An 18,754-nucleotide genomic window follows, 5' to 3' on the forward strand; every position below is an offset into this window, starting at 1 on the left:
CGCGTTTGCAGCGGATACATGCCTTCAATTGGCCGCACTTGTGACAGCCTTGACTGAATTGTGTAAGCCTGTGTTGGTCTTGTGCGTGCTATCCTTGCCCGCGAAAAAATACGGCCCGGGGACTACGGACGACCACCCGTCTGCCTGGGCCAGCAAGAATTTCTACTCTCCTCAAGGATTTCCATGAAACTGATTTTGTTGGGTGCACCCGGCGCCGGCAAAGGCACTCAGGCGGCCTTCATTTGCCAAAAGTACGGTATCCCTCAAATCTCCACGGGCGACATGCTGCGCGCCGCCGTCAAGGCTGGCACCCCTCTGGGTCTGCAAGCCAAGGCCGTGATGGACGCCGGCCAGCTGGTCAGCGACGATCTGATCATCAACCTGGTCAAGGAACGCATTGCCCAGCCCGACTGCGCCAAGGGCTTCCTGTTTGACGGCTTCCCCCGCACCATCCCCCAAGCCGACGCCATGAAGGCCGCCGGCGTGAAGCTGGACTATGTGCTGGAAATCGATGTGCCCTTCGACGCCATCATCGAACGCATGAGCGGCCGCCGCAGCCACCCCGCCTCGGGCCGCACCTACCACGTCAAGTTCAACCCTCCCAAGGTGGAAGGCAAGGACGATGTGACCGGTGAAGACCTGGTGCAGCGCGAAGACGACAAAGAAGAAACCGTCAAGAAGCGCCTGGACGTCTACAGCAACCAGACCCGTCCTCTGGTGGACTACTACAGCAACTGGGCCAAGGCCGACGCAGCAGCGGCCCCCAAGTACCGTGCCATCAGCGGCACAGGTAGCGTGGAAGAAATCACCGAGCGCGCTCTGGCCGCTCTGGCTTCCTGATCGCCCTGATCACTCACTCATGGAGCCTTGCCGACTTATGGCGGTAGGGTATCTTTGGGAAAAAAAGGCCGGTGTCTTCACCGGCCTTTTTTGTTCTCGAGCCTCAAGCTCCCTGCCGTTCGGCGGTAATCCATCCGATGCGGGCAAACTGCACCGAGGTGGAGCTGCTGCCATCAATATTCATAGCTATCCGCGCTCACAATCATTAGTTTTTAGATAAAAAACATCATAGATTCCAGGTTGCACTTAGGATAGAAGCTCTCAAAATAATAGCATCAACCCAGTGCGCGAGGCCAGCCCATCAGCTCCAGCATCAGGCTGATTCTGGCTTTGGCCGCAGGCAGACTGCTCACATGGTCGTCCTGCGTTCCCTGAGCCTGCACCACCGGCCCCTCTTCGCACCGGGTCGTGATGCACAAAACCATGCCCTGCACCTGCGCCCAGTCCAGGGCTGCCCCCAATGCCTGATGGACCGTGCCATTGCCGGTGCCCACCACTACCACGGCACGCACGCCTGCCGCATGCCAAGCCTGCATCACCGCCAACGCCACGGCACTGTTGCAGCCCGCATGGCTGTGCAGCAACTCCACCTGAGGCCATTGACCTGAGGGCGGTAAAGCGATTGCAGGCAAGCCAGCCGCAGCTGCCCTCGGCAGCCCACCCGTTGCCCAGCGCACCCGCCCCTCTTCCACCCAGCCCTGCGGGCCGGTGCCACTGCCATCAAAGGCATCCACACGGTAAGGATGCACCTTGCGCACCTGGCGGGCGTTGAACACCCTGCCCGCCACCACCGCCAGCACGCCCCGGCCAGCGGTCTGTGCATCGGCTGCGCAGGCCACGGCATCACGCAGATTGCCCGGGCCGTCGGCGGAGATGGCTGTGGCCGGGCGCATGGCACAGGTCAGCACCACGGGCTTTGCCGGACGCAGAACGCATTGCAGAAACCAGGCGGTTTCCTCCAGGGTGTCGGTGCCGTGGGTGATCACGATGCCGCTCACATCACCACGCGCGAGCAGCTCGGCACAGCGCAGCGCGAGCGCATGCCAGGTGGCGTGATCCATATCCTTGCTGTCCAGCTGCGCCAGTTGCTCCGTATGCAGCGACGCAGCAGCAACGCGCTCCAGGTCCGGCACGGCCTGCAGCAGCTGAGCCACGCCCAGCTGGGCCGCGCGGTAGCCCACGCTGGTGCCGGCCTGCTCGGCGACACCGGCAATCGTGCCGCCCGTGCCCAGGATGACGATTTTTTTGTCACGTTCCACTTGCAGTCCTCTTTAAACTGATTAAAAATACAGGTACTGGATGAACACACAGTATTCATCATCGATCGATCAAGGAATGCCCATGGACCACCCCAAGCTCACTCCCCGCCAGCAGCAGATTCTGGACCTCATCCAGTCCACCATCGCTCGCACGGGTGCGCCCCCTACCCGGGCCGAGATTGCCAGCACCTTTGGCTTCAAATCAGCCAATGCTGCAGAAGAGCATTTGCAGGCGCTGGCCCGCAAGGGCGTCATCGATCTGGTCAGCGGCACATCGCGCGGCATTCGCCTGCGCGCCGACACCGTGCGCACCATCAATGCAGCACGCGGTGCCAGCTTTGCGCTGCCGCTCACGGCCCTGGCTCCGCTGGTGCTGCCCCTGGTCGGCCGCGTCGCAGCCGGCTCGCCTATTCTGGCCCAGGAACATATCGATCAAAGCTATTCGGTCGAGCCCAGCCTGTTTGCCGCCAAGCCCGACTACCTGCTCAAGGTGCGCGGCATGTCCATGCGTGACGCCGGCATCATGGACGGCGACCTGCTGGCGGTACAGGCCACGCATGAAGCGCGCAACGGCCAGATTGTGGTGGCCCGCCTCGGTGACGACGTCACCGTCAAGCGCTTCAAGCGTACGCCGCAGGGCATCGAGCTGCTGCCCGAAAACCCCGACTACAAGATCATTCACGTCTCGCCTGAAGAGCCATTCGCCATCGAAGGCCTGGCCGTTGGCCTGATCCGCAACAGCATGTTCATGTAGCGGCCAGACGGCCTGTCGGCACCTCCCGGAGGTGCATCAAGCCTCTTTCCCTCTCGAGCCCAGGTGGTAGGCGCGAAGCTGCTGAGCTTCGCCCTGGGCGGAGCTTTGCCGGAAGTACGCAATCCTGCCCTTATCCATGCCGCAAGGTCATCAAGAGGAGTTGTCAAATGGGATTCGCCACATCACTGCAGTCTTTGACTCGCCGGACACCGAAAAGCCTATCGTCCTTGCATCCTCCTGGTGACACGAGCACAGCTGCCACGGAGACCGCCTCCTGCAAGGCTCATCGCCCCAAGGCAGCACAAATCAGCATTCCGGTCATGCGTGCCAATCGCGGCCGCAGCCGCCTTGGCAGCCGCGTGCTTCATCCTCGGACCTTGGCCACCACCTCGCCCATCGCCGCCGAGGCGGCGCAGCCCTCCTCTGCACGGCTGCTCAAAATCGTTCAGCGTGAACCACGCAAGCAACCCGAATGCCTGCTGATCTCCGGGCGCATGGCCGATGTCTGCGCCGCGCTGGAACGCATGGTTCTCAATGAGCAGGCAACCCGGCAAGCCTGAAAGCACGACGGGCTTGGGATCACTGCGCTCATGCGGCACAAGCGCGATTCGCGACAGACCTGCAGCTGATGCAGCAAGGCTTCCATACGCCCGCCCGCCTGACTGGCTGATTCGCTGTAGGCCGCAGGCGTCCTCTCAAGTTTCTGCCCCGTTGATCGGCAGATGGCGCGAGATGCCACTGCCGCCAGTACCGCGACGAAAAACTTCATTTCGTCGGCGCAAAACGATCTGGATCGCCATGTAAATTTTTTGCCGGACGTTCAGGCTGCTCCTGCCTGCAGAAACGCCTTTTGCAGCAGCCCGCAAACGGCACAACTCCTTGTCAGGCGCGAATATCCGCCATCGCAGTACCCGGATCAGGGTATTGCGGCCCCTTCTCGACAGTGGAAACATTCATACACACATGTCAACGAGGGCGTCCTATGAGTGCCTACCGCAAGCTCTTGCAGCACATACAGGCCAAAGACGCCAACGGCAACCTGCGTCTGATTCTGGTCTATCAGAGTTTTGACGAAGTCGACATGCCGCATGGCGTCTCCATACGCCCGTCTTCCATTTACTTCGAAACCTCCGATCACCAGAAGGTCAACTGGCTCAATCCGCAGCAGTTCGAGATGGAAGCCACCGGCGAGATCCTCAATCGCGTTCCTGCTTCACCGGAGGAGTAAGCCAGCACGACACCGTTGCCTTGACCTGGGCAGAATTTCCCTCCGTTCATCGCCCTGCTCCAGACAAGGTTCTGAACATTGCGCAGCCTGAAATATTGGAATAAATTGGCACTCAGGCACATCTTCCGGTATCAGGAGATTGAACATGTTCAAGCACCTGCTCATTCCCACCGATGGCACCAAACTGTCCGAGGCAGCCGTGCGGGCAGGCATTCTGCTTGCACGTGAGCAAGGCGCCAAGGTGACCGGCCTGTATGTCATGCCCGATTACCGCGCCATCATCTATGGCGCGGATGCCCTGCTGACCTATAACAGCGAGGAATTCGAGCGCAGTGCCAACAGCGATGCCGATGCGGCCCTGCAATTCGTTGACCAGATCGCCAGGCCTGAAGGTGTGCCCTGCAACTTCGTGCGAGTCACTCACGCGTCTGTCTACCAAGCCATTGTTAAGCAGGCCCAGGAATTGCAATGCGACCTGATCTGCATGGCCTCCCATGGCCGCAAAGGCATAGGCGGAATTTTGCTGGGCAGCGAAACCCAGCGCGTTCTGACGCACAGCCATGTCCCGGTGCTGGTGCACCGGCCCGCCTCAACCGGCAAGCACTAAGGAGCGCAAAATATCAGGTAGCGGATCTATCTTTGCGCGCATGAACGCCAACCACCGATAGACCATGACTGCTTAGCAATGCAGGCCAGCCAGCTTAAGCTGCCGGCCGCACCCGATGGGGCAACCTGGCGACCGTTCAAACGCGTCAGCAACAGTGCAAGAGCGATAAACGGCAACCGAGGCTGAAGCCTCTGCCAACTATTCAAATGCATTGACTGTGTGAGCTGCAGAACGGAGTCGAAGGGACCCCGAAACTTGCCCGCCTTGCGCGGGCATTTTTTTGGGTGCTAGGCACATCGTGCCGATGTCTCACCCAAGCGCTCTCGTTGCCCGGGCAAGGTGAACAGGATCTGGAGATTCTGCGAATCCATTTGCTGCACCACGATGGAGCCGTCTTCGTGCAGATAGATCCGCACCGTCCGGTCATCGTCCAGATCCCAATGTGCCACGCTGGTATTCACGCCTCGCCAGCCATGCTCCTCGCACAGACGGCGCCGACGCAAAGCCCTCAGGAACTCCTGTGAAGCGCCAAGCTCCGCGTTGACATGCACCCAGCTGTCGATCACCAGCTCATAGGCCATCTGCTGCGTATTGCACGGCTTGGCCATCTTCATGTGCCTGATCCAGGCATCCAGACGGGAGGCAAATGTGTATTGCAGGTGGTGAGGCATGAGTTTTCTTGAATTCAATAGCGCACCAGGCTAAATCGCCATTTGCACATCACTTTCAGAATTTTCCTACGCACAATTTACCTAAAACTTCGTCTGAAACAAAATACACATCACCAATAGGCTCAGGGTTTAAGGCTGTCAATAGCTGGATTAAGAGAGCAGGCCCGGTGAAACCCTAGGAATCTGCGGTCTCGGGCTGCCGTCTCCGTCATGTCAATGCATCGATGGATGCCTCGACCATGCCTAGCCCTGCGCTCTGGTCGGTCCTGGCTGTACCGGCTCAGTCGTGCCCACTGAAGCGCTCCAGGGCAATCAGCTTGCGCGCGGTGGCTTCATGGATGGGCGATCCGGTAATGCGAGCCGGCTCAACAGCCTTACCGACATTGCCCCCACGACTCAAGGCAGCGGCATGAGGAGAAAACGGGTGGATGAAGCCAGCGCCGCCTGCTTCGAAGTCCTATGCCGTAACCCCCAGGGCCAGCGCAGCTTGGCCATGATTTTTCTTGCTCGAATCGAGATAGGCAATCGAGCAATTCACGCCGCGAATTCTGTTCGCGAACATCGACATACCATCCGTTTGGGTTCGCTTCTCGGCCCTGGAATGCAGAGCGGATTTCCACATCTGCACAGGCTTGACTCAATTGACAAAAACTATCTTTTCACTCCGTTACTTAGCACGCTTACTTCATCAAGAAAAGATGACAGCCGCACCGGCAAAGTGCTGCCTCCGGGCTTCCTGCAAGCTCACAAACGGGATCAGAGCTATCCATCGGAGCGATCTGTAAGTGCCTACATACTTACTTACATCCGCTTGATACAACATCACTCAAATGCAAAGAAATGTCAGCTCGCAGGTTCTGCGGCATGTGGTTGAGCAACTGGGAGTGTGAACATGAGAAAAGTTAATCCTGCCGCCAAGAACGCGAATCGCGCCTTTGTCCGGCTGCACACGTATGTGACCAAGCAATTCGACTGGGATATCTTCACCAAGGACTACCGGGTCGTTCTCAACACCGACGAAGACGGCGGCGTCACGCTTTTCATCGTCAAGGTCTTCGACAAGAACGGCCAGCCCGCTGCGCTGGGGCCGAAGATCCCTAACCAGATTACGTTTTCTTACCGCCAGGCTCCCATCATGTCGGTATGGACAGAGTTCTTCAATGACGGCAAATTCAGCTGGCGCAATGTCTCCTGCCGCTAGGGCGCAGTGGAGGGAGATGGCGGCCCGGCTGTCTGCATAGACGCCTGCCGCAGCGTCAGGGGCGCCATCCTGTCCAGAATCTTCAGGAGAGTTGCATGACCCGCTTCCAACCGATGCTTGCAACTGCTGCCCTGCTCAGTCTCATGACACTACACCTCAGCAGCAGCTCAATGGCTCAGGCCGCCTTCACGACGCCGGGCGGCTACTCCAACTCCTACAGCGGCCAGATCACCGGCAATGGGGTTGTGCAATACGGACTGGAAACGCGCCCCTTCCAGCGCATGACCGTCACGCTCAACACCAACAATCCGTCCAGCCAGATGAACATCTTCAAGGACGGCAATGCCCAGCCGCTGTGCGCAGGCTCGGCCAGGCAAAACATCTGTACCTTCCGCGTCGAGAGGGGTGCCAGCTACCGCGTGCTGATCTTTCTCACACGTGATGCCGCCCAGCGCGGCGAGAGTGCACGCTTCACGCTCACGACCGAAGAAAGCACCTGACTGCTCTCAGCGGCAGCTCTGGTGCGTCCGGCATCCTGACCGCCGTCAATTTCACCTCGACCCGCGGCTTGTAAACTGGCTTCACCAGATTCAAAGTGAAAGCTCGTTACACGATATGGAAAACTTTCCCAAGGACATCTACACCGAGCCCACACCCGATGTGAACACCCTGGCCAATCTCGGCCCCTTCACCGGCATGGCCGGCATCTGGACCGGCAGGCGCGGCCTGGACATCAACCCCAAGGCCGACGGCCCCGAAAAGCAGGCCTTCATCGAGCACATGGAGCTGCAACCCATCGATGCGCAGACCAATGGCCCCCAACTTTTCTACGGTCTGCGCTATCACACGCGCATCGTCAAGCCCGACGACGTGGAAACCTTTCACGACCAGGTCGGCTACTGGCTGTGGGAGCCCGCCACCGGCAACATCATTCAGACCCTGAGCATCCCGCGCGGGCAGACGGCCATGGCCACGGGAAAAACCACGGCAGACGCCACCAGCTTCACCCTCAAGGCCGTACGCGGCTCCACGGTCAACGGCATCTCCAGCAACCCGTTTCTGGAGCACGCCTTCAGAACCGACGCCTACACCATCACCGTCACCAAGCACGCCGACGGCACCTGGTCGTACGAGCAGGAAACCACGCTCACCATCCCCGGTAAGAGTGAACCCTTTGCCCATACCGACCGCAACACCCTGCACAAGATTGGCGAGCCCACGCCCAACCCCACGGCAAGAGCTGCAGTCGAAATCTGATGGCGAATAGCCCGGGCGTTGTCGCAAGCGTCGCGCACGCCCCGGGCACCCCATGCAGCGAGGCATTGCGCTGCTCGATGCTTGCGCGGCACGGCCTCAGAGCAATGATGCTGAACCGACGGCCTTGCGCAGGCGCTCAAGCAGCGTCCGAGCCAGTTCCGGATCTTCAAAATTGCTGGGTTCCTGCCCTGATGTCGGCAAGGTCCTCATGCTGCGAGCCTGCAGATTCTGCACTTGGGCATCCAGCGGCAAGGGCTTGCCCTGGCATTGTGTCAAGCGCCGTGCTGGTGCCTGACCCAGCAGATAGTTCATGACCGTCAGGTCCACGCACTCGGTCTGATAGACCATCAGGCCATGGCTGCCTTCGTTCTTGACATAGACCATGCTGGTGGCCGGAAGCTGTTCGAAGGTCTCCATGGCACCTGCCAGCGGTGTGGGCACGTCGAACTCGCTTTGCACCATGAGCATCCTTGCGGTCTTCAGACTGGCGATCGACGGCTTGGAGAACTGCGCCTGTCGTTTCCAGTACAGGCAGGGCTGGCCCGCAATACGGTTGTTGGCTATGGGCAGCGTTCGCGCCAGCTCGAAGCCCTTGTTGACCCAGTAGACCGGATCTCGCTCCAGCAAGAGTTCGTCGTTGCAAACCACCGTATTGAAGACCGAGTCGGAGTTGTCCGCAGAAAACGGCGCGGCCGCTGTCCAGTACTGCGGATCGTTCAACATCGATATCCCGCTGCCGATGCTGGAAGCCTTGTCTGGAATGCTCGCATCCACATCAGGATCACCGGTGCTGACATGAATGTTCTGCAACTGGCTGGCAATGTCGGAAGGCTGCATGCCATTGCGCAGATAGCCGCTGGCATCCATGAGCATGCGGGCATAGAGAAGCTCGCTGGCAATCGTGTTGGGCTCGGCCCGGAAGCTGCTCTGCACCAGCATTTGATTCAAAGGTGACGCGAGCCTTTTCAGTCTGTCCACAATCTCCTGCGTGCTGGTGCCCATGCCCAGGCTGCTGTTGTGGCGCGCGGCATAGGGAGCAATATGGTTGGCAAAGCTGTGAATCTTGCCTACTTCGTAACTGATGCTGGCCGCATGAATGCTCTGGCTGAAGTTCATATTGCTGTCGACGACCATCGGGCCGACACGCTCGGGAAAGAGGCCCGCATACCAGAAGCCCAGCCAGGTTCCATAGGAAATGCCGTAGTAATGCATTTTCTCGTCGCCGAACAGGTGGCGCATCAGATCCATGTCACGTGCCGTGGCATCGGTATTGATGAAATCGGAGATCGGGTTCTTCTGGCAGTTGACAGCCATGTATCTGGCAGCATCGCTGATTCTGCGGATGTTCTCTGCGTTCTCTCCATCCGCCGAGGGATCCTGCGGATAGACCTGCTCGTTGCCGCTGCACAGCAAATTGGTGCTGGCTCCCACCCCTCTGGGCGAGAACCCGACGAAGTTGAAGCTATCACTGACCTTTTTGTACATCGCGCCGAGGGCGGTATTCGGGTTGCCGCCGGCAAGCATCTGGGAATATGCCAGGGACAAGTTGAGGCCATCGCTACCGGGCCCGCCGGGATTGAAGAACAGATGAGGCTTTTTGTCGGGAGCATCGGCAGCCCGCACCCTGAGGGCCGAGACCTTGATCTTCAGTCCGTCGGGATGCTTGTAATCCAGCGGAGCCTCGATATCTGCACACTGCAAACGACTACCGAGCTTGCTGATGTAGCGTTCAGAGCCTTCCGAGGAGTACTTCGAAAAATACGCATCGCAGCTGCCCCAGCTCAGCTTCTGATTCTTGTATGTGGCCAGCGGATCTTTGGTTTCCGGCTCCACATCGGAGCCGCCACAACCCACCAGCAACGCGGCCAGCGGTATCAGCCCCAACCATTGCATCGATTTCATTGCTCTTCCTCTTACTTTTTGAAAAACCAAGGCAAGAGCAATTACATATTTCAGGGTAGATACGGACAATCACTGGAATCAGGTATTTGCTGAAAGCAATCCAATGCCACAACTATTTTCTTAATAGCTATCAGCGATTTATTTACGGAAGATTAATCCGCTTTCCCATAATTTTTCATCTCTTGATTTTGATCAAGCTACCGCATGAATCAACACTCCCAATCTTGCATTGGCTACTTCCGAGTGTGAGTATGGGAACGGCAATCGGCCCATTTCACCTGGCAACCATATGCGCGCCGGAGCGCAAGGAGGCAGACATGTTCAAGCATATTTTGATTCCTACGGATGGCTCGAAACTCTCCGAAGCAGCGCTGCACGCAGGCATACAGCTGGCCAAGGAGCAAGGCGCGCAGGTAACCGCGCTGTACGTGATGCCGGACTACTCCGCCATCATCTACGGCGCCGAGGCACTGATGTCGTACAACTCTGCCGAGTTTGACAAGAGTGCCCAGAAGGAAGCCGACAAGGTACTGCAGACTGCGGCCGACATTGCCGCAGCCTCAGGCGTGGAGTGCAAGGCGCTGCGGGCGACCGGTATCTCCGTCAACCAGGCCATCATCAAGACAGCCCAGGAAAACCATTGCGATCTGATCTGCATGGCATCGCATGGCCGCAAGGGCATCGCCGGCATTTTGCTGGGTAGCGAAACCCAGCGCGTGCTGATCAACAGCAGCATCCCGGTGCTGGTGCACCGTCCCTGAGGCTGCGCGGCAAAGACTCGCGGCGGCACTCGGCAGACCGGCAACGCCCGGGCGCTTTCGTGCGTTGAGGGCTTTTCAAGCGGGCCAGCAAAGCGTATGCCTATAGCACCGAACACGGCCAACTAGCCCACGAAGAGAGCACCGGGATACGGGACGAAAGAGTATGGCAAAGCTCAGGCACGGAATGAAAAGGCCATCTGTCGATGGCCTTTTGCTTTGGGCAAGCTTCAGTTCGCCGTGACCAGATCCACCGAAGTGGGCGAAATCCTGAGGCGTCCGACCAGATCGGAGGCTGCGGCATAGAGCTTGTAGCCGCTTCCACGGACTGCCTGCATCTCGATGATCCAGTCGCCTTCCGGGGCGATCAGCTCGACGCCGGAATCCACTAACTGCCCTTGCGCGTTCAAGACGAGCGGATGGAATTCTTCGTCTTCTTCAATCTCGGCCATGGCCAGGCCGATACCCGCAAGGCCCTGCGAGGAAAGCTTGTACTTCACGACCAGGCGGCCCTGGTCATCCTGCAGCGCATAAAGCATGCCATCAGCTTCGCTACCATATTCGTCAAGCATCCTGACAGGGATCATGAACACCGTGTCCTCATCGTTCTCGGGCAGCATGGTGATCACCTGCCCATCGAGATGCGGCCAGACCTGGGACTGAGGCAGACGAACTTCATTACCGTTCACACCCAGTTGCTGCATGGCCAGTGCCACGCCGTTTTGCGTGAGCACGGCATAGCCCCGGTCAAAGACACGGCCCAGGCCCGGCATATTGCTGCTCACCAGCGCACTGAAGGCATTGCCGCTGAGCACCGGGCTGGTCACCGTGATTTGCGGCATCAGCGAGCTGCCGGCAAAAGCGGCATAGGCCTGCACAAAGCCTTTGATAGGGGCAGAGAAGTCCAGCTCCGCGTACTGCGCCAGCAGGCGAGAGTTCAGCGTGGAATAGCGCGGGAAGTACATCATCAGGCCGTAGGCTTCGTCCTCGCCGCCATCCTTGTGAATCACCGCACGGTCGAATGCAGTGCGAATGTCCTGCTGCATCGAGCGGCTCAGCAGATTGCGCGCGGCAAGCTCATTGACCCAGGAAAGCACGTCCACCAGATCAAACTGCGTGTTGAAGATATTGGTCTGGAAGTCCTCGGCATTGCGCCGTGCCGCAGCCAGTTGCACCCAGGTGTCGAGCCCGCCGCTCTGCAGCGACTGATGCAGGCTGGCAGCAGCCTTTTCCAGCACGGCAATCAGAGCCGGGATCTGCTGGAGGTCGGTCACCGCATAGGCCGTGAAGTCGAGCGAGCCATTCTGTTGCTTGTAGGTGTCCACGATGGTCTTGCCCAGGGCATCGCCCCTGGCCAGGGGGTTGTCCACCATGTACTGCACCAGTCTGGTCCAGTCCCAGCCAGTGGTCACCTCTTCCGAAGCCACCAAATAGTTGACATAGGGCTGTAGCGAGGCAGCCACTTCCAGGCTGGACATCAGGCAGGCGTCAAAGCCCAGCAGCTCCAGCCTGACATTGGCCTGCTGGATTGCACTGGTGATGTCCTTCACGCTCATGGATTTACCACCGCCATATGCCTCGTCCCAGCCGAATCCCGCGACCGGCCCGCCACCATGGTTCCAGAGCGTCAGCGCATATTGCTGAGCGGGGTAATGGCGTGCTCCCCACTGAATGAAGTTGCGCAAGGTATCGGCCTTGTTCATGGCCACCTGGGCACCTGGCTGCTCTGCCTGAGGCAGTCGCTCCAGAGCCCAGCCCCTGCCATTCGAAGGGGCTGAGGCAGGAGTCAGCCGGTAGCGCACCGTCTGCGTCAGATCGACACCGGCCACCGAGCCTGCAGCCGAGCCGCCGCCGACCTGCAGAACCACGTTGATGTCCTTGCTGCTGGCCGCTGCCAGCATATGGGTGAGATCGCCCTCCGCGCTGGCAATCAGATCCGAGGCAACCAGATAGACCAGCATCGTGGTTTTTGCGCGTGGCCTGTCACCGTCGCCTCCGCCGCAGGCGATCAGCAGCATCGTGAGCAACAACATTCCCCACCATCGAATCCATTGCATCGCCGTCTCCCATTACTTTTTGAAATATTTAATGAATAGGAATTACAGCTTTTGAGGTAGACAGCAACAATCACTGGAATCAGGTATTTGGCAGCGCAAACGGATCCATCGATCAGTCCATCAAGGCCCCGCTCCATGAATCGACTTCTATCGGCTTTTTCAGGGTGCGCACACGTTCCTTGCCGCCCGTCCCTGCAAGCAGGATTCAACTGTCTGCCCTAGAGAAGGAGCAGGCCCAAGCACTGATGAATAAAGCGCCTGCAGCTATCAAAATTGATCCGACAGGCGCCATAATCATCGCGCAGGGCAAAGCGCGAATGAGCCTTGCCAGCAATCCAACCGGCCCCAGGAAACCCATGAATCGCACCGAATTTCTGCAACAGCCCGAAGTGGCTGGCTTCACCGACTGGCTCGCAGCCACACTGCCGCAGCGACAGATTCAGCTGGACATTCGCGCCTCCACCTATGTGCCCAAAGGCTTGAAAGCCACCACCTGCTTTGCCGATCTGGTGCCTCACCACTACCGCTGGCGGGCGACCGGCCTGACAACGGGCGACTGGGCCGAGTCGTGCGCCAAGACCGCTGCCCTGTCTGCCAGGCTGCGCGCCGCCGTGCAGGCCGACGATGCCGCAGCCACGCTGGCCGCCTGCAGCGATGTGCTGGACTGGGGCGGCGAGCGCAACCCCAAGGAAGGTGCACGGCCCTTTCTCGTGGGCCTTGGCCACCACATCAGTCACTACATTGCCCAGACCCACCAGGAGATGGCGCTGGCACGGCCAATCTGCGCAGCGGCTTTCCGGCGGTACAGCTCATGAACTCCATGCTCACCAAGGTGCATGCGTTCTATTCGGCAGAAGGTCTGCCCATCTATGACTCGCGCGTCAGTGCCGCAGCGGCTGCGCTGGTGGAATTCTGGCGTCGCCACAGCCGCACACGCCAGTTGCCCGACACGCTGAGCTTTCCCCTTGCCGGCGGCAGCCAGAAGCCCCAGCACAAACTGGCTTGCCTGTTTGCCCAGCCACCGTCGCCGGGCACCCTGCTCTACACCAGCCAAGGCACTCCCCAGCGCTGGGCCGGCGCCAAGGTCCGGCTGGCCTGGGTCATGGCCGAAACCCTGCGCAAGACCCCGGGCCTGTTTGCCGCCCAGCCCGATCGCATGCGCGCCATGGAAGCCTCGCTCTTCATGGTCGGCTACGACCTGAACTGCCTGGCCTGAACGGCAATTCTGCTGCCCGCCAGTCGCAGCAGGGAAATGGCAGCGCAACCGATACTTAGAGGTAAATCGGCCTCAAACGCTTAACCAATAAGTGCTTTAAGCTATCAAAATTGATAATCAGGCCCAGCCTCGGCATGTCTGTCGATTGCTTGTGCGGCGGCTTCGGTTGATCGCTCTCCATTCACGCGCTGTGCATTCCAGAAGCTGCACCTTCCGGCCAAAGAGGTGATTGCCCAAACTTGCTGCAGCTCACGCGGCTGACCCGGGTGCCATGCGAGCCGGCCCCACCGTCAATGGACAGTCAGAGCGCTGGCCGGTCCGGGGCGGCCATAGAACCAGCCTTGGCCAATCGCCCCGGGAGCCAGCCTGGCAATGTATTGATGCTGTTCAAGTGTCTCTACTCCTTCAATGAGGATCTGCACTCCTATTTTTTGCGTCATTGCCACCACGTTATCAAAAATGGAATTCGTCTCGGCCTGCGAATCCACGGATCTGATGAAAACCCTGTCCAGCTTGATACCGTCGATACCACCTTCAAGCATGCGACTGATGTTGGAGTACCCCACACCAAAATCATCGATATAGATCTTCACTCCCAATGATCGGTATCTTTCGAAAATTCTCGCCGGATCATCAACACTGAACTGGCTGCCTTCAGTCACTTCCAGAACAATTTTTTCTGCAGGAATATTCATTCTTTTCAGAGTCGAATGCAAAAACAGGAAGAAATCATCTTCTTCAAGATCTGCAGGAAAGACATTGATACCCACATAAAAATCTTTCTCTGACTTGAGCTTGGCCTCCAGCTCCTCGATAATGCTGGTGACAATATATCTGGTGAATTCCTTTCGCAAACCCATTTTTTGAATCAAAGGGATGAATATATCGGGCGAGACCGAGCCAACTTCATCATGCCGCCAACGAGCCAGTGCCTCCGCCCCGACGACTCTTTTGTCTGCGACAGCAAGCAGGGGCTGATACTCCATAAAGATCTGCCTTGACCTCATGGCTTCGACCAGCCTGTAACGCAGCCCGTGCTTGACTCGCCAGCGCATCCCGATGGTTATCGCCAACAGCAGGCCAATCGTCAAACCCAACGCTGACAATACCAGGGTGTTGAGTCGGCACGAAACCCTGAATTCTGACTGAACGCAAATATCCGACAGGCAACTCGTTTTTTGAAGCTGCGGCCAGATATACCCGGATATAAACTCTTCTTTCTTGAGCCGGTAATTATCCAAAACTCGGGAATACCAATATATTATCTCCTGATCTCTCGAGTTAATCTGCACCACTGAGTTGGTACCTTCCGCAGCAAGATCGTCATACAAATCCCCATGGGTGAAGATAGCCACACTGCCACGCAAGGCAACCGATCCTGTTTCTTTACTGAGCTGCGAGAATTCAACATTCTGCCATACCAATGCCCCATCATTTCGCTGCTTTGAAGCGGATTCCGAAAGCACTATTCCATCGACCAATCCCGACATTGCGGTGCATCTTATTCTCCCACCAATCACTCTCCCTATATCCGCTATATATTTAGACTGGGAAAGATAGCCTTTCATCTCCTGAATATCATCAAGACTGCAGTTTTCTTTTTTTGAGTCAAGAGCATCGAAGATTTTTGTTTCCTCCTGCCTCTCCCTCATGGCTCGCTTCAAGATGAATGAATGCTGTATTTCAGCTTGATTATCAAAATGATGGAAATCAAGTCTGCTGCCGAAAAAAATTCCTGAAAATAATCCTGCGACAGGCAATAAATAAATCAAAATTCTTATTTTTACTGGGTTTTTATTTATTCCAGATAATTTATTCATTGATTGATTTGTATATGCCTATTGAAATGTCATTCTATGTTCAGCCCCCAAAATACCAGAGGGCCTTCTTTGTATCAGAATGTTTACCCTGAAGTCCGGCAATGCACCTGCAAGAGGCTGCGCACTTGCTTCCTGGCCATACGTCAACCAGCAAAGCCTGCTCCATGACTCCAGGCCTGCGTGCACCTTGCGCCGGGCCGTCACCCACGCCACTTTTTGATGGCTTGTGTGAGGAATATCGAGAGTTCCGCCTCAAACGTAAACCAAATGCTACGTAATGGCGGCTCACTCACAGTTTTCAGGCTTGCGCCCCGTTCTCCTACAGAAGGGTTTTTCCTGGGTCGGTGACCATGGGCCCTCAGCAAGCCAACCGGTTTGCTGATCACCAACCTGAAGGAGTGAAGGAAATGACGCAACAAGCCAACCAGCAGCACAGCCCCAACCAGCAGGACAAGCAGCAACAGCAGCAGCAAAGCCCTGGGCAACGCCAGCCAGGCCAGAACACCAACCAGCCCGGCCAGCAACAGCAGCAGAGCCCCGGCCAGCAAAAGAATCCTGCCCAGCAGCAGCAGGGGCAGCAGCACAAGACGCCCCAGCACTGAAAGTGCACGCCTCAGCGCTGGCCCTGTGCGCCAGCGCTGTTCTGAACCACGCAAAGAAAGGAGCAGGAATGCAATCAGCCTCACCTGTCATCTCATCCGATCGTGTCAACGGCACCAATGTCTACAACCCCAACGGCGACAAGCTGGGGTCCATCGACTCACTGATGATCGACAAGCTCAGCGGCAAGGTTCGATATGCAGTGATGCAATTTGGCGGTTTCCTGGGCATAGGCTCGGATCTCTATCCCCTGCCGTGGGACAGCCTCAAATACGAGCCCAGTCAAGGCGGTTACGTGGTTTCCGTCACCAAGGAACGGCTTGAAAACGCCCCTCACTACGCAGGTGGCGCATTGCCCGAATACACCGACGACTACGGCCGCCGCGTCTACGACCACTACGGTGTGCCCTTTGTCTAAGCCCGGCGCGCAGCCGCGCAAGCGCTTGCGCCCGATCCGAAGAAGAACTGCAGGCCGGTGAGTGCCGGCCGCCATCCTGTTGGAGTTCAGCCCACCTCGCGGTAGGCTTTTTTTTGCCCGGAGATTTTCAAATGTAGCCTCCCGGCCCCGCGGGCCTTAAACGCAACCTCTCCCCGCAGGGTCAAGCGGGGCCATCCGGTGTGATCATCCGGGCAGAGGGTCTTGCTCAAAATCAAGGCCTGAAATACGCTTTACGGATACTGCAGTGCACCAACCGTAGGCTGCGCCGGATCGCCGGATCGCCGGATCGCCGGAGTGCTGCAGTCGTCACACCCGATGGTGAAGACGCCTATCGTTTTCTGCCGAGCCTGAGGTTCTCTGACCCTCCCTCCGCTTCCTCAGGCACGCCGCAAGGCATCGGCCTTTATTCAAAAGCCCACCCGCGAAAGCCGGTGGGCTTTTCTTTGCCCGCAGACATCCGCTGCAGCCACACAACACCCTGCGTTCATGCCTGTTGACGCGCTATACAGGCCAGATCTAAACTACTGTACAAATGAACAGCACTGATAAAAATAACAGTAAAATCCAATGCAATCGCTGCTTGCAGATCCGTGCCTCAGCCCTCGTTTTCCCCGCCAGAGCGCGAAGCGCATTCACTCCGCACCTTCGTTGGTTTCGCCTGCTCGCAAGAGCACTGGCCTTTTTATTCGCCCCCGCCCATGCAGCGGGCCTGCCTCTCGCCAAAAGGAAGTTCCATGCTGTACAGCACCGTCCCTCAGCCCGTTGATGAAGACCTCGTGCAGCGCCTGCGCGAGAAGGGGGGCCTGTGAAATGGCCACACATCCCCACCGCCCTGCTCGCGCTGCTCCTGGCGGTCCTGCTCCTGCTCGCCCCGGCCTTGGAGCAAAGCTTCTGAGTGCCGCGCAATGGGTGCTTGCGCTGCTGGGCCTCATCGGCGCCGTCGCCGTCATTGCAACCACGCCCGAAGCCTGGCCGCTTTGAACGCTTAATCCATCAATTCTGATAGCTATATGCGCTTGATTGATAAGCGCCAGACCGGAGAAACATCATGGAAAAGATCATCGAATCCCTGATCCTCGTCGCCGCCATCGGCATGGGTGCCCTGTGGCTGGCAACTCCCAGCGCCCAGGCGGACGAACCCACCACCCTCACCAAGTCCGTGCGTGATGATTTCGCCTGCCCGGGCATGCACGCCGAATGGCTGGATGCCCACACCGTCCAGTGCCTGCGCGAAAAGCCCTGACCTGCCGCCACGCACATCGCCCATCCGCGGCGGCAGCGTCATGGTCATCAATTAGCCCGCCTGCAGCTATAGAAATCAAAGCTGCTAGCGCAACTCATACATAGATTTCAGGATAAAAACACCTTGAAATGCATATAGAGAAAGCGCAAGGCGCTCACAAATTCAGCAAGTATTTATTTAGTTCGGCATGTAGTTCGACATGTACATCAAGGCCCGCAAGGTTTGCTACCCGGCGGGCCTTTGCCATTCCTGGTCACCGCAGCGAGCTTGCGCGGGCCGCAGCGGCAGCCTTGACCCCGGCCAGATGCAGGTCAGCCCTGCCGGCATGCAGCTCATGCGCAGCACAGCTGCACCGTCTCGCCCCGGTGGACAGGCCCGCCCGGTGCCAGGATCAGGGCACCGTTAGCGGGCGGGGTGGTCGCGGCGGAACAGTTCCCACTCGTCGATTTCCTTGCCGTCGGGCAGCACGCAGATGCCGCGCTCGCCAGCGCCCGTCTTCTCGATACGGGTCTTGCCGCCCAGCTTGGCGCAGTAGACCGAGGCCGGATTGGCCATGCCGACCATGGGCGCGGCAGGCGGTGTGGCCTGAGGCTGTGCACAGCCGCTGATGACAATCGCGCCAAGAACGGCGCCGGTGGTTTCAAGTACTTTCTTCATGGGCCCAATGTAGCAAATGCCCACCCTCTCGCCGTGCCTCATAAAGTCATGCTTCAGAGCCATTTCATCAGGGCTTCACCCATTTGGGCCAAGGGTTTGTGCCAGCCATCCAGGCGCACGCTGTCAGCAAATGTCACTTTTAGTCATTTCCCCCCAAAAAAAGGAAAAAGGGAACTGTCAGAAATCGCAAGAAGTTGTTAATTTCTGATCCGGAAGATCAGCGACTGACACATTGCCGATCGCCA

Annotated in this window: 23 protein-coding genes; 16 read left to right on the top strand and 7 right to left on the bottom strand. The window is 58.1% G+C overall.

What is annotated here, in order from left to right; translation table 11 throughout:
• Positions 1–183 precede the first annotated feature (183 nt).
• Positions 184–840: an adenylate kinase gene (adk, locus tag DJFAAGMI_RS21255; protein WP_003054002.1), complete on the top strand. Its 657-nt coding sequence runs from the start codon at positions 184–186 to the stop codon at positions 838–840.
• 275 nt (positions 841–1,115) lie between these two features.
• Here the strand turns inward: adk and DJFAAGMI_RS21260 are convergent, their stop codons facing one another.
• The gene (locus tag DJFAAGMI_RS21260) at positions 1,116–2,099 is read right to left on the bottom strand and encodes an asparaginase (protein ID WP_211458934.1); all 984 of its coding nucleotides are present in this window, start codon (positions 2,097–2,099) and stop codon (positions 1,116–1,118) included.
• 82 nt (positions 2,100–2,181) lie between these two features.
• Here DJFAAGMI_RS21260 and lexA point away from each other — a divergent pair, with 82 nt between their 5' ends.
• Together lexA and DJFAAGMI_RS21270 are read left to right on the top strand one after the other, a co-directional pair.
• The gene (lexA, locus tag DJFAAGMI_RS21265) at positions 2,182–2,853 is read left to right on the top strand and encodes a transcriptional repressor LexA (protein WP_029158456.1); all 672 of its coding nucleotides are present in this window, start codon (positions 2,182–2,184) and stop codon (positions 2,851–2,853) included.
• 167 nt (positions 2,854–3,020) lie between these two features.
• Entirely contained in the window at positions 3,021–3,413 is a 393-nt protein-coding gene (locus tag DJFAAGMI_RS21270; protein ID WP_211458936.1) for a hypothetical protein, read from the top strand.
• 135 nt (positions 3,414–3,548) lie between these two features.
• Here DJFAAGMI_RS21270 and DJFAAGMI_RS21275 read toward each other — a convergent pair whose 3' ends face one another.
• Positions 3,549–3,806, bottom strand: a complete 258-nt coding sequence (locus DJFAAGMI_RS21275; protein ID WP_211458938.1) for a hypothetical protein — start codon at positions 3,804–3,806, stop codon at positions 3,549–3,551.
• 29 nt (positions 3,807–3,835) lie between these two features.
• On the opposite strand from DJFAAGMI_RS21275, the gene DJFAAGMI_RS21280 reads away from it, so the two are divergent.
• Together DJFAAGMI_RS21280 and DJFAAGMI_RS21285 are read left to right on the top strand one after the other, a co-directional pair.
• Positions 3,836–4,081, top strand: coding sequence for a hypothetical protein (locus DJFAAGMI_RS21280; RefSeq protein ID WP_211458940.1), 246 nt, complete (start codon positions 3,836–3,838; stop codon positions 4,079–4,081).
• Positions 4,082–4,226: 145 nt separating this feature from the next.
• Positions 4,227–4,688, top strand: coding sequence for a universal stress protein (locus tag DJFAAGMI_RS21285; protein ID WP_211458942.1), 462 nt, complete (start codon positions 4,227–4,229; stop codon positions 4,686–4,688).
• A gap of 287 nt (positions 4,689–4,975) precedes the next feature.
• On the opposite strand, the gene DJFAAGMI_RS21290 is transcribed toward DJFAAGMI_RS21285, so the two are convergent.
• Entirely contained in the window at positions 4,976–5,359 is a 384-nt protein-coding gene (locus DJFAAGMI_RS21290) for a hypothetical protein (protein WP_211458944.1), read from the bottom strand.
• Between the two features lie 286 nt (positions 5,360–5,645).
• On the opposite strand from DJFAAGMI_RS21290, the gene DJFAAGMI_RS21295 reads away from it, so the two are divergent.
• The 4 genes from DJFAAGMI_RS21295 to DJFAAGMI_RS21310 all read left to right on the top strand — a co-directional run bounded on the left by DJFAAGMI_RS21295 (position 5,646) and on the right by DJFAAGMI_RS21310 (position 7,817).
• Positions 5,646–6,233, top strand: a complete 588-nt coding sequence (locus tag DJFAAGMI_RS21295) for a hypothetical protein (protein ID WP_211458946.1) — start codon at positions 5,646–5,648, stop codon at positions 6,231–6,233.
• A gap of 18 nt (positions 6,234–6,251) precedes the next feature.
• Positions 6,252–6,560: a hypothetical protein gene (locus tag DJFAAGMI_RS21300; protein WP_019042789.1), complete on the top strand. Its 309-nt coding sequence runs from the start codon at positions 6,252–6,254 to the stop codon at positions 6,558–6,560.
• 95 nt (positions 6,561–6,655) lie between these two features.
• Positions 6,656–7,060: a hypothetical protein gene (locus DJFAAGMI_RS21305; protein WP_043005319.1), complete on the top strand. Its 405-nt coding sequence runs from the start codon at positions 6,656–6,658 to the stop codon at positions 7,058–7,060.
• A gap of 115 nt (positions 7,061–7,175) precedes the next feature.
• Positions 7,176–7,817, top strand: a complete 642-nt coding sequence (locus DJFAAGMI_RS21310) for an FABP family protein (RefSeq protein ID WP_211458948.1) — start codon at positions 7,176–7,178, stop codon at positions 7,815–7,817.
• A 96-nt stretch (positions 7,818–7,913) separates the two neighbouring features.
• Here the strand turns inward: DJFAAGMI_RS21310 and DJFAAGMI_RS21315 are convergent, their stop codons facing one another.
• Positions 7,914–9,719 (bottom strand): alpha/beta fold hydrolase, encoded by a 1,806-nt coding sequence (locus tag DJFAAGMI_RS21315; protein WP_211458950.1) that lies wholly within the window; start codon positions 9,717–9,719, stop codon positions 7,914–7,916.
• 317 nt (positions 9,720–10,036) lie between these two features.
• On the opposite strand from DJFAAGMI_RS21315, the gene DJFAAGMI_RS21320 reads away from it, so the two are divergent.
• Positions 10,037–10,480: a universal stress protein gene (locus DJFAAGMI_RS21320; RefSeq protein WP_211458952.1), complete on the top strand. Its 444-nt coding sequence runs from the start codon at positions 10,037–10,039 to the stop codon at positions 10,478–10,480.
• A 227-nt stretch (positions 10,481–10,707) separates the two neighbouring features.
• Here DJFAAGMI_RS21320 and DJFAAGMI_RS21325 read toward each other — a convergent pair whose 3' ends face one another.
• The gene (locus DJFAAGMI_RS21325) at positions 10,708–12,534 is read right to left on the bottom strand and encodes a clostripain-related cysteine peptidase (protein WP_211458954.1); all 1,827 of its coding nucleotides are present in this window, start codon (positions 12,532–12,534) and stop codon (positions 10,708–10,710) included.
• Positions 12,535–12,890: 356 nt separating this feature from the next.
• On the opposite strand from DJFAAGMI_RS21325, the gene DJFAAGMI_RS25085 reads away from it, so the two are divergent.
• Positions 12,891–13,349 carry a hypothetical protein gene (locus tag DJFAAGMI_RS25085; protein WP_249334649.1) on the top strand — a complete coding sequence of 153 codons (459 nt, stop codon included), beginning with the start codon at positions 12,891–12,893 and terminating at the stop codon, positions 13,347–13,349.
• Positions 13,346–13,750, top strand: coding sequence for a hypothetical protein (locus DJFAAGMI_RS25090; protein WP_249334651.1), 405 nt, complete (start codon positions 13,346–13,348; stop codon positions 13,748–13,750). Before DJFAAGMI_RS25085 ends, DJFAAGMI_RS25090 begins: the two co-directional genes overlap by 4 nt.
• A gap of 290 nt (positions 13,751–14,040) precedes the next feature.
• Here the strand turns inward: DJFAAGMI_RS25090 and DJFAAGMI_RS21335 are convergent, their stop codons facing one another.
• Positions 14,041–15,570, bottom strand: a complete 1,530-nt coding sequence (locus tag DJFAAGMI_RS21335) for an EAL domain-containing protein (RefSeq protein ID WP_211458956.1) — start codon at positions 15,568–15,570, stop codon at positions 14,041–14,043.
• A gap of 407 nt (positions 15,571–15,977) precedes the next feature.
• Between DJFAAGMI_RS21335 and DJFAAGMI_RS21340 the strand changes: the two genes are divergently transcribed.
• From DJFAAGMI_RS21340 to DJFAAGMI_RS21355, 4 genes are all read left to right on the top strand, one after another.
• On the top strand, positions 15,978–16,172 hold the full coding sequence (locus tag DJFAAGMI_RS21340) for a hypothetical protein (RefSeq protein ID WP_249334653.1): 195 nt from the start codon (positions 15,978–15,980) through the stop codon (positions 16,170–16,172).
• Positions 16,173–16,240: 68 nt separating this feature from the next.
• Entirely contained in the window at positions 16,241–16,588 is a 348-nt protein-coding gene (locus DJFAAGMI_RS21345; protein ID WP_043005313.1) for a PRC-barrel domain-containing protein, read from the top strand.
• An 831-nt stretch (positions 16,589–17,419) separates the two neighbouring features.
• Positions 17,420–17,590: a hypothetical protein gene (locus DJFAAGMI_RS21350; protein ID WP_155293384.1), complete on the top strand. Its 171-nt coding sequence runs from the start codon at positions 17,420–17,422 to the stop codon at positions 17,588–17,590.
• 67 nt (positions 17,591–17,657) lie between these two features.
• Positions 17,658–17,852 carry a hypothetical protein gene (locus DJFAAGMI_RS21355; protein ID WP_019042799.1) on the top strand — a complete coding sequence of 65 codons (195 nt, stop codon included), beginning with the start codon at positions 17,658–17,660 and terminating at the stop codon, positions 17,850–17,852.
• A gap of 402 nt (positions 17,853–18,254) precedes the next feature.
• On the opposite strand, the gene DJFAAGMI_RS21360 is transcribed toward DJFAAGMI_RS21355, so the two are convergent.
• Positions 18,255–18,509, bottom strand: coding sequence for a putative hemolysin (locus tag DJFAAGMI_RS21360; RefSeq protein WP_249334655.1), 255 nt, complete (start codon positions 18,507–18,509; stop codon positions 18,255–18,257).
• Between the last annotated feature and the right edge of the window lie 245 nt (positions 18,510–18,754).

Source organism: Comamonas brasiliensis (assembly GCF_018292285.1).
Taxonomy (GTDB): domain Bacteria; phylum Pseudomonadota; class Gammaproteobacteria; order Burkholderiales; family Burkholderiaceae_C; genus Comamonas; species Comamonas brasiliensis.

Coding starts and splice junctions, on each gene's coding strand:
- adk (WP_003054002.1), top strand. CDS start 184: ATGAAACTGATTTTGTTGGGTGCACCCGGCGCCGGCAAAGGCACTCAG.
- lexA (WP_029158456.1), top strand. CDS start 2,182: ATGGACCACCCCAAGCTCACTCCCCGCCAGCAGCAGATTCTGGACCTC.
- DJFAAGMI_RS21270 (WP_211458936.1), top strand. CDS start 3,021: ATGGGATTCGCCACATCACTGCAGTCTTTGACTCGCCGGACACCGAAA.
- DJFAAGMI_RS21275 (WP_211458938.1), bottom strand. CDS start 3,806: ATGTTTCCACTGTCGAGAAGGGGCCGCAATACCCTGATCCGGGTACTG.
- DJFAAGMI_RS21280 (WP_211458940.1), top strand. CDS start 3,836: ATGAGTGCCTACCGCAAGCTCTTGCAGCACATACAGGCCAAAGACGCC.
- DJFAAGMI_RS21285 (WP_211458942.1), top strand. CDS start 4,227: ATGTTCAAGCACCTGCTCATTCCCACCGATGGCACCAAACTGTCCGAG.
- DJFAAGMI_RS21290 (WP_211458944.1), bottom strand. CDS start 5,359: ATGCCTCACCACCTGCAATACACATTTGCCTCCCGTCTGGATGCCTGG.
- DJFAAGMI_RS21300 (WP_019042789.1), top strand. CDS start 6,252: ATGAGAAAAGTTAATCCTGCCGCCAAGAACGCGAATCGCGCCTTTGTC.
- DJFAAGMI_RS21305 (WP_043005319.1), top strand. CDS start 6,656: ATGACCCGCTTCCAACCGATGCTTGCAACTGCTGCCCTGCTCAGTCTC.
- DJFAAGMI_RS21310 (WP_211458948.1), top strand. CDS start 7,176: ATGGAAAACTTTCCCAAGGACATCTACACCGAGCCCACACCCGATGTG.
- DJFAAGMI_RS21315 (WP_211458950.1), bottom strand. CDS start 9,719: ATGAAATCGATGCAATGGTTGGGGCTGATACCGCTGGCCGCGTTGCTG.
- DJFAAGMI_RS21320 (WP_211458952.1), top strand. CDS start 10,037: ATGTTCAAGCATATTTTGATTCCTACGGATGGCTCGAAACTCTCCGAA.
- DJFAAGMI_RS21325 (WP_211458954.1), bottom strand. CDS start 12,534: ATGCAATGGATTCGATGGTGGGGAATGTTGTTGCTCACGATGCTGCTG.
- DJFAAGMI_RS25085 (WP_249334649.1), top strand. CDS start 12,891: ATGAATCGCACCGAATTTCTGCAACAGCCCGAAGTGGCTGGCTTCACC.
- DJFAAGMI_RS25090 (WP_249334651.1), top strand. CDS start 13,346: ATGAACTCCATGCTCACCAAGGTGCATGCGTTCTATTCGGCAGAAGGT.
- DJFAAGMI_RS21335 (WP_211458956.1), bottom strand. CDS start 15,570: ATGAATAAATTATCTGGAATAAATAAAAACCCAGTAAAAATAAGAATT.
- DJFAAGMI_RS21340 (WP_249334653.1), top strand. CDS start 15,978: ATGACGCAACAAGCCAACCAGCAGCACAGCCCCAACCAGCAGGACAAG.
- DJFAAGMI_RS21345 (WP_043005313.1), top strand. CDS start 16,241: ATGCAATCAGCCTCACCTGTCATCTCATCCGATCGTGTCAACGGCACC.
- DJFAAGMI_RS21350 (WP_155293384.1), top strand. CDS start 17,420: ATGGCCACACATCCCCACCGCCCTGCTCGCGCTGCTCCTGGCGGTCCT.
- DJFAAGMI_RS21355 (WP_019042799.1), top strand. CDS start 17,658: ATGGAAAAGATCATCGAATCCCTGATCCTCGTCGCCGCCATCGGCATG.
- DJFAAGMI_RS21360 (WP_249334655.1), bottom strand. CDS start 18,509: ATGAAGAAAGTACTTGAAACCACCGGCGCCGTTCTTGGCGCGATTGTC.